This window comes from Streptomyces pseudogriseolus, assembly GCA_002154585.1.
GTDB lineage: Bacteria > Actinomycetota > Actinomycetes > Streptomycetales > Streptomycetaceae > Streptomyces > Streptomyces pseudogriseolus.
In genome coordinates, this window is sequence record MUNG01000103.1 from 1 (window position 1) to 9,081 (window position 9,081).

At 72.6% G+C, this 9,081-nt stretch carries 5 protein-coding genes; 1 reads left to right on the plus strand and 4 read right to left on the minus strand.

The annotated features are described in order from the left end of the window. Positions 1–1,564, plus strand: a 1,564-nt coding sequence (locus CCN29_RS10955; protein ID WP_143661306.1) for a beta-ketoacyl reductase, incomplete at its 5' end; no start/stop codon positions are given. A 230-nt stretch (positions 1,565–1,794) separates the two neighbouring features. On the opposite strand, the gene CCN29_RS10960 is transcribed toward CCN29_RS10955, so the two are convergent. The 4 genes from CCN29_RS10960 to CCN29_RS10975 all read right to left on the minus strand — a co-directional run. Further along, complete coding sequence (locus CCN29_RS10960; RefSeq protein ID WP_323807140.1) at positions 1,795–2,550, minus strand: helix-turn-helix transcriptional regulator; 756 nt, start codon at positions 2,548–2,550, stop codon at positions 1,795–1,797. Positions 2,551–2,978: 428 nt separating this feature from the next. Continuing rightward, positions 2,979–5,828 (minus strand): helix-turn-helix transcriptional regulator, encoded by a 2,850-nt coding sequence (locus tag CCN29_RS10965; protein WP_031023464.1) that lies wholly within the window; start codon positions 5,826–5,828, stop codon positions 2,979–2,981. Positions 5,829–6,479: 651 nt separating this feature from the next. Continuing rightward, positions 6,480–7,862 (minus strand): acyltransferase, encoded by a 1,383-nt coding sequence (locus tag CCN29_RS10970; protein WP_189409531.1) that lies wholly within the window; start codon positions 7,860–7,862, stop codon positions 6,480–6,482. A gap of 7 nt (positions 7,863–7,869) precedes the next feature. Beyond that, on the minus strand, positions 7,870–9,081 hold a 1,212-nt coding region (locus CCN29_RS10975), incomplete at its 5' end, for a cytochrome P450 (RefSeq protein ID WP_442538310.1).

The following is a 9,081-nucleotide window of genomic DNA, read 5'->3' on the forward strand; positions in this document are numbered from 1 at the left end:
CGTCTGGGGCCTGGGACGGGTGGCGGCCCTGGAGCACCCCGACCGGTGGGGCGGGCTGATCGACGTGCCGCACCGGGCGACCCGACCGCAGCTCGGTCTCCTCGCCTCGCTGCTGACACGCGCGGACGAGGACCAGGTGTCCCTGCACGGCACGACGGCGTATGCGCGACGCCTGCGTCCGGCTTCCCCGCCGGCGACCGACGCCGTGCCGCACGCCGCCTGGACGGCTCCCGCCCGCATGCTGGTCACCGGCGGCACCGGCGCCCTCGGCGCACGGGTGGCCCACTGGCTCGCCGAACGCGGCGCCAGGGAACTCGTCCTGACGAGCCGGGGCGGGCCGTCCGCGGCGGGCGTCGCCGACCTGGTGGCGCGTCTGCGCGCGGCCGGAGCGGAGCGCGTCGAGGTCGTGGCGTGCGACGTGGCGGAACGCGACGAGGTGACCGCCCTGCTCGCCGCCCACCGGGTCGACGGCATCGTCCACGCGGCAGGCGTCCTGGACGACGACCTCATCGAGGCGATGACCCCCGAACGTCTGGAACGCGCCCTGCGAGCCAAGGCGTTGGGCGCGGTGCATCTCGACGAGCTGACGCGTGGATGGGCTCTGGAGGCGTTCGTCGTCTTCTCGTCGATCGCGGGCGTGTGGGGGAGCGGAGGCCAGGCGGTGTACGCGGCGGCCAACGCCTGCGCCGACGCCGTGACGCAGGCCCGCCGTGGCCGCGGCGAGCCGGGGCTGTCGGTCGCGTGGGGCCCGTGGTCGGGCGGAGGCATGGTGTCGGAGGCGGGCGTCACCGAGCTGGAGCGTCGCGGTCTGCGCATCATGGAACCGGGCCGTGCCCTCCTGGGACTGGAGCGCGCGCTGGAGGCCGGGGACGGCGCGGTGGTGGTCGCGGACGTGGAGTGGGATCGGTTCGCACCCGCGTTCACCAGCCGCAGGCCCAGCCCGCTGCTCACCACCCTCCCGCAGGCCGCGGCGGCCCTGACGGCCCATCAGGAGCCTGCGGGACCGCACGCCCCGGGTGCGGCGCGCCCGGCTCTCGTCGAACGGGTGACGGCCCTGCCGGCCGCGGACCGGACGGCCGCGCTCGAGCAGCACGTCCGGCAGGCCGCGGCCACGGTGCTCGGCCACGCCGACCCGGCCGCCGTTCCCGCCGAACGGGCCTTCCGCGACCTCGGGTTCGACTCCCTCACCGCCGTCGAACTGCGCGACCGGCTCACGAAGGACACGGGACTGCGCCTGCCCACGACACTCGTCTTCGACCACCCGACGCCGACGGCCCTCGCCCGTCACCTGGACGCCGAACTGACCGGTGAGGGCGGGACGGTGGCGGGCATGCTCGCCGAGCTCGAGACCGGCATCACGCGCATCATGCGGGCGAACCCCGACCGGGACGCGCGGAGCCTGCTCGGCACACGGCTCAGGGCTCTGCTGGCCGAGGTCGAGGGCGGCGCCGGCGAGGACACCGGCCCGGGCGCGGGACTGGACGACGCGTCACTCGGCGACCGCCTGGAGGACGCCAGCGACGACGAACTGTTCGACCTCATCAGCCGCACCCTGGAGCAGTAGGCGGCCGGCCCGCGGCGGCGGACGACCGCCGCGGGCACACGAGCAGGCGGCCGTACCAATAGGGGTGGTACGGCCGCCATGTGCCGGTGCGGGAGCCGAAGTCCGGCCTCGGTCAGGTGCCGGACGGTCGCGGGAAGGTCCCCGGACGGGTGCCGGTCCGCAGCGCCGCAAGGCACCACCGGACCCACCGGACCCACCGGGTTTCGCTTCGAACTACCCGACGAACAGACCTACTTGATGAACTCGGGCAGGACGCGAGGCGGCCACTGGCCGACCGTCAGCATGCCCATGGAGTGGGCGCGCGCCACCAGCGCGGCCCGGTTGGGAGCCTTGAGCTTGCGCAGCATCAGACCGACGTGGTACTCGACCCCCTGCCGGCTGAGGTACAGCCGGGCCGCGAGCTGCACGGTCGACGCGCCCGCGGCGATCCCTTCCAGGACCTGCGCGTCGAGCTTGCTGAGCAGCCGCTCCCGCGGCGGGCCGATCACGTCCTTGCCGTCCGTGGTGTCCGCCTCCGTGTCCGGTCGTACCTGCACGACGATGCCGGCCAGCCGCCCGGTGGTGTTCTGCACGGCGATGCCGGTCAGTTCGCCGGAGAACACCCGGCCGGCGTTCCCCAGACCGACCATGCGCTCGGCGAAGCGGGCGGAGCGGCCCTCGGAGAGCCGGGTGAAGTGGCGGTTCAGCACCGAGGGAGCGGAAGGGTGGAGCAACTCGTACAGACTGCGGCCGCAGGTGTCGGCCGAGGTGCGGCCGAACTGGCGGGAGAAGTCGGGTTCCGCGGCCACGATCTGTATGTCGGGATCTATGTGGGCCGTGTAAAAGCGGCGATTGCCCGGCGCGGGAGTCCGGGACTCCGGGGCATTCCGGTGAGCGGCGGCGTGAAGCGATGGGGAACGCCTGTCCCTGTTGTGCGGAGCACCTGTCACGTGCGTGGTCACTGCGACGCACCGTCTTTCTGCGTTCAGATGTGGGGGATTGCGCACACCACCTGACAACGCATTTGATCACAGGTGGTGCGAGCCCGACGGGGTCCCGGTCATGGATCCCGCCGAACGGATCTCTGATCAACTGCGGCTGAGCCTAGGAATCCACCTACAGAACGGTCAAGCTTGCCTTTGGCCGACCGCAAAACACTGTGGTTCGGTGGTTCGGTGGTTCGGTCCCGCGAAGCCCCGGGAAGGACACGGGGGAGTGGGCCACCCTGTCTGAGCAGCCCGATCGTCGTCGGCGTTGCGGTTCGCGGCCGCCATCGGGGACCGTTCGCACCGCGTCCGCCCCGGGCCCGCCGACCAGGGCGGCCGAGGGATCGGTCGGCCCGGATGCCCGTTTGCCGCCCGCGAGTTGCCCGTTTGCTGCCCGCGCCCGGACCGCGTGCGCCCGAGGCGGGAAGGCGGTCGTGAACCGGTGGTCGTCAGGCGCCCGGTGTTCCGTCCGGAGCCTCCAAGGCGCGTGCCAGGTCCGGGCGCCCCGAAATACCGAGTTTGCGGTACGAATTGGTCAGATGCTTTTCCACCATGCGCGACGACGTGCCCAGTTTGGCCGCTATCTCGGCATTGCTGGCACCGTCGGCCGCCAGACGCGCAACTTTCTGTTCGGACGGTGTAAGCCTGCCGTTAGGAGTGGACGGCGCGCGAGTTCCCCCGGATTTCTTCCGCGCGATTTTCTCCGCGAAAGCGGATGCCCCTTGGTCGAGGGCCATCATATATGCCCGTTCGAGTACGGAGGCGCGCCGTCTGGGGTCCGTTTCGCCGTGGGTGCCGAGGGCGTACAGCGCCTGGCACAGTTCGTGCTCGTTGGGGCCCTTCTCCAGCACATCGACGGCTTCCTCGAGGAAGTCCACGCCCTCCCGTCCCCGTGAGACCTTGCCCAGGGCCACCAGGGCGTTGCCCAGCCGGACGGGGGCGCCCCAGGCGCGGGAGCGCTCCACCTCCGACAGTGCCGCGGCCACCGCCTCCTCGTGCTCGCCGAGACGGTGGTGCATGAGGGCGGCGCTGGACGACCAGGGAACCGTCACCGGGTTGTGCCAGCCGATGCGCTCCGCGCGCCGGCCCGCCGTCTGGAAGTGGACGAGCGCCGTGCGGGTCTCGCCGCGCCTGGCCGCGAGGATCCCACGGGCCAGGTGCAGCAGCGCCGCCAGGTGCTCGTTCTCGGCGTGCAGCCGGTGCTGGACCAGGATCTGCTCCGCCAGCTGGGGCTCCTCGGTGTGCAGGGCGACGATGGCCAGGACGGCGGCGCAGATGGTCGGCAGACCCCCGGTGTCGGGTCCGGCCAGGGCGTCGGCCTGGACCATCTTCTGCCGGGCGTACACCAGTTGCCCGTCGGCGAGGGCGACCAGCGCCTGCTCCGAGCGGATCACGGCCTGCTCCACGTCACCGCCCCGGCGCTGGGCCAGCAGGTGCGCCTCGCGCAGCCAGCCGCCCGCGCCCTCCGTCCGGCCCGCGCCGGCGAGTATGTTGACGACCAGCGGCACCGTGCTGTGGACGTGCTCGGGGGCGGGCGCCTCCTGCTCCAGGAGCCGGGTGCACAGCAGCGTCAGCTCGTCGGCGGAGGCGGCGTTGGCGACGAACGCGATGTGCATCAGGGACGTCACCAGCTCGCGTTCCCCGGTGGTCCGCAGGGAGGGCGAGGGGCCCAGTGCCCGGAACCGCCGCAGGGCCCGCCGCACGTGCGCGGGGTCCTGCGCCGCCAGCACGTTCTCCCGGGCCTCCAGGCGCAGGGCGAGTTCCCGTTCGATGTAGTCGTGGGGCGCGGCGCGCCCCAGTTCCTCGGCCACGTCACGCCGCACGGAGTCGATGCGGAACGCGGCCGGATCCATCAGGAGCGGACCCAGGCGGGTCACGGCATCGGCCCGCTCCCGTACCGACTCCAGCAGCGGCACGGCCTCCGCGACATGGCGCAGCGAGGCGGCCGACGCGAAGCTGCGCTCGGCCATCGCCAGGTCGATCAGCAGCCGGGCCCGGTCGCGGCCCGTGGCGGAGGTGTCGAGCAGCGCGCGCCGCAGATAGCGGGCGGCGTCCCGCGGCGAACCGCGGCGCAGGGCGCTGTCCGCGGCGGTCCGCAGGATCTCCACCGCGTCGGAGCCGCACAGAACGGCCACCGACATGAGCTGTTCGGCGGCCAGTTCGGCCGGATGGCCGGTCCGGTGCAGCACTTCGGCCGCCACCCCGCGCATGGCGGTGAGCTCGGCCCCGGGCATGCTCTCCTCCAGGAGGTCCCGCAGCAGCGTTCCCGGGATGAGGGAGTCCGAGTGCTCCGCCACCAGCCCGGTCAGGCGCAGGACGTCCGTCGCCTCGGCCCGCCGCTGTTCGTCGATCTCGGCCAGATGGGTCACCAGCTGCCGGTCCGCGGCATCACCGAGCACCGCCAACGCGTAGGCGACGCGCCGGACATGGTCCGGCTGCGCGCGCAGGAAGACGGCCAGGCGCTGGCGGGCCCGCTCCGGCCGGAGCCCGGCCGCCGCGGCGCAGTTGGCTGCGACGGGCGCGAGCGCCTGGTAGCGGACCTCGTCCACCAGCGCCTTCACCAGCAGGGGACTGCCGCCGGAGCGCTGCCGCAGGACGTCGACGAACGCGCCGTGGACCGGTGCGCCGCACGCCTCCTCCAGCAGCAGGCGCACACTGTCGCGGCCCAGCGTGGACAGCTCCACCGTGTGGTCGGCGGCGTCCAGCAGCTGCCTGACGTACTCCCTGGCGCCGCGCACGTCGCCCGGCAGGACGGACAGGACGAACAGGACCCGACGTCGTCGTCGCCCGGCGACACAGGGCAGCAGCGCCAGCAGGGACTCGCCGTCCGACCACTGGACGTCGTCCACCATCACCATGATCGGCCGGTCCGACGCCACGGCCTTCAGGAGGGAGGCCAGCCGGCGCGGCGCCTGCTGGGAGACCAGCCCGGCCCACGGCGGGAGCGGACCGACGGCGGACGGCACCCCCGTGTCCCCCGTGTACGCCGCCTCCTCCGGCGCACCTCCCGTTGTGCACACCGCGCGCGGCACGCTTCCGTCCTCGTCGTCCGGTTCGGTCGCGGGCACCGAGTCCGTCAGCTGCCGTACCACGCCGAGCGTGAAGTTCTCCTCGGCGGCGGCCGCCTGCGCCCGGAGCACCAGAAATCCTTCGCCGTGCGCGATCCCCGCCACCGCTTCGAGGAAGGTGGACCTGCCGACTCCCAGCGGACCCCGGACGACCAGGAGGCCGCCCTCTCCCCCCGCGGCGCGGCGCAACGCCGACGCCGCCCGCGCCAGTTCGGACTCGCGCTCCAGCATCAAGGTGATGGCCCTCCCTCTGTGGCACGGGCCGCCGGCCACCGCCCGGGGTGGCCGGACGGGACTCCGTGAGCGTCACGCGGCGGGCGGACGGTGACGCGGCCGGCCACGACGGGCAAGCCGGTGCCGTGCGCGCGGGAGCCCGAGCGGCTCCACCCTGGTGCTCGTCCATTGCCGCTTGAAAGCTTAGGGGGGAGCAGATCACAGCGAGGCGTCGGTCATCAAGAGTTCATGGGAAGGAAAGACCCGGCAACCTCCGCGCGGAAAGCGGATGTTCGCCGCAGGCGGTGTGCCGTACGCGTAAGCGGAACGCTCGGTGAGGGTGGTGTCCGGACGAAGGGCGCGTCGGCCGGATGATCGGGGAGAGCGGACGAGTTACGTCGCTGACGTGGGCTTTCTCCTTTCCGGACACCCGGGTGGGCACCGCTGGATGCGAGTGAGGACGGAAGGCCGTCATCAGAAGCGGAAGGACGAGCTGGGGGAGTGGAGGAGAGCTGGGATATACCCGGGAGTAATAAGGGGAAAGCGGTTCCGGCATCCGGTGGATGTATAGGACCGGCCGTTCCCTTTACACCACGATTTCGTTCTCCACGCGCGTCCCCCGGGCATCGACAGCAAATTGACAGGAACTCCGGTGCCCCGGACAGGTGTTCACCGCGCGTGCCCGGAGACCGCGTGCGGGTGCAGCTTCTCCTGCCAGCGGGGAGTACGGGCCAGATCCGCGTGCGACTCGGACAGACACAGGTACACGTCCCTGCCCCCGTCCTCCTCGGGTGTCGGCGCGATGTGCACCGTGGGCGCCGGCAGATCGGGGAACTCGTACCAGAACGGGCGTCCGGCGCCGAGGTCGATCCGGTACAACGGGAAGCGCGACCAGTTGTTGACCGACAGGGACGCCTCGGACGCGTCGAGGCCCCCCGCCGACATGACATGACGGTGCACGCCGTGCCGGCGGTGGGAGCCGAGGAAGGCGATCTCGTCGCGGATCTTGTCCTCGGTGTTGCTCCGCAGACTCCGCCGCACCTCGTCCGCCAGCGCCCCCAGGGACCGGTCGCGCAGCTCACCGGCGGGCAGCGACGTCCAGCTCTTGGTGACGCAGTTCCCCCAGTACGCCGACGGCAGCGCGTCGCCGAGCCCGGACCGCGCCCCGGCGACCAGGCCCAGCCATTCCTCCGCCGTGTCCGCCTGACCGCGCAACTCGCCGACGACGCCCCACAGATGGGCCGTCAGCACGTCGTTGGTGGACACCCAGGCGCCCGGTTCCGTCAGGGCGCCCAGCGCCTCGCTCTTCATCGCGGCCAGCTCGGCCGCCTCGAACCGGGTGGTGACGGTGGCGCGCCTGCGCAGCCCGGGGCGCAGGCTGGTCGCCAGATGCCGCAACCGGCCCACGCGGGCGAACACACGGCCGTCCCGCGTCGCCGGGTCCTGCGACGGCCTGCCCAGCGCCTCCAGCGCCCCGCGGTCGTGGCTGGGCTCCTCCCAGGGCAGCCCCAGGTGCTCGCGCGACCAGCTCTCCAGGAAGGCCAGCGCGCTGCCGCCGTCCGCGAGCGTGTGGTTGATCAGCACGCCGAGCACCGAACCGCCCCCGCGCATCCGCGTGAGCCGGATCTTCAGCAGGGGAGTGTCCCGGGACACCACGCCGAACGGACTCACCTCGCGCACCACGTCCCCGATGACCGGCTGCGCGCGCAGCCCGTGACCGAACTCGCGCATCGGCTCGGGACTGGACGCCTCGGTGAAGCGCACGCCCGCGTCGCTGCACAGCACGCTCATCCCGCCGTCGGCGTCCCGCTCCAGCCGCCCCGCCAGCGGCGGATAGCGCAGCAGCGTCCGGGCCAGCGAATCGCGCAGCGCCGCCCCGTCCAGCGTCCCGCGGTAGAAGAAGGTCAACGGCACGTACCAGGGACCGATCAGCAGGTCGTACGGGGTGAGCCGGACCCGGCCGCCGTCGGCCGTCCCTGCCCGGACCGTGTGCACGGTCTCCGTCCGGCTGTCGACGACCGTCCGGAACGGCGGGGTCTGTCCCTTCGCCACGGCCGCCTCAGTCCCAGCCCACGAGCAGCTGGTCCACGCCGTAGTGCACGGCACGGTCCCGCAGCGGCACTTCCTCGGCCGGCTGGGCCAGCCGCAGGGTGGGGAACCGCTCGAACAGCTTGCTCAGCCCGATCCGCAGGCTCGCGCGGGCCACGTGCTGGCCCAGGCACTGGTGCGCCCCGAAACCGAGCGCCAGGTGCTTGCGCGGCACCCGGGTGACGTCGAGCCGGTCGGGGTCCTCGAACACCTCGGGGTCGCGGTTGGCGGCCGGCAGCGACAGCACCACCGTCTGGCCCGCCTTGATCGTGGTCCCGCCGATCTCCACGTCCTCCAGCGCGCACCGGCTGGACCCCATGTGCGAGATCGTCAGGTAACGCAGCAGCTCGTCCACCGCCCCCTGCGCGTACAGCTCGGGCCGGCCGCGCAGCAGCGCCAGCTGATCGGGATGTTCGAGCAGGGCGAACGTGGCCAGCGCCAGCATGTTGGGTGTGGTGTCCAGCGCACCGGCCAGGGTGAGCACGGCCATGTTGACCAGCTCCTCCTCGCTCAGCTCGCCGGTCGCGGCCAGCCTGCCGAAGAAGTCCTCGCCGCACTCGGCCATCCGCTCGCGGATCATCGGACGGATGAGGGCGTCCATCGCCTCCACGTGGTGGATGAACTCCTCCAGCGTGTAGGTGAGCGCCATCAGTGCCGAGAAGTGCTCCTGGATGCCGTTCATCAGCTCGGCCGGCACGTCCATCAGCGAACACGTCGAGCGCAGCGCGACCTTGTCCGCGAAGCCGGTCACCAGATCGGCCGGGGAGCCCTCGGCCGCCAGCTCCTCCAGCGCCTCGTCGACGATGCGGTGCAGCTCCGGCTCGTGCCGCTGCACGTTGCGCAGCGTGAAGTGGCCCGCCATCAGCCGCCGGTACTTGGTGTGCTCGGGCGCGTCCGTCTTGGCGAAGGAGCCGGGCGGCGAGGGCTGCGGGTTGTACTCGGTCATCGGGAACGGCGGGGCGACGACGTGCGCGAGCAGTTCGTTGCGGTGGCTGAAACGCTCGTCGGCGAGGATGCTGCGGACCAGGTCGTGCCGTGTCACCAGCCAGCCGGACGGGTCCTTAGGGGCCACCTGGAAGGTGATCGGGCTGACCGGTTCCTCGGCGCGCAGCCGGGCGTACTCGGCGGGCGGGTCGAAGGGGCACTTACCGCGGTCCGAGGGGATGACCGGGGGGCCGGGGCG

What these genes read in the sequence shown, in the direction of transcription:
- CCN29_RS10965 (WP_031023464.1), bottom strand. Translation starts at nt 5,828, where the DNA reads ATGCTGGAGCGCGAGTCCGAACTGGCGCGGGCGGCGTCGGCGTTGCGC.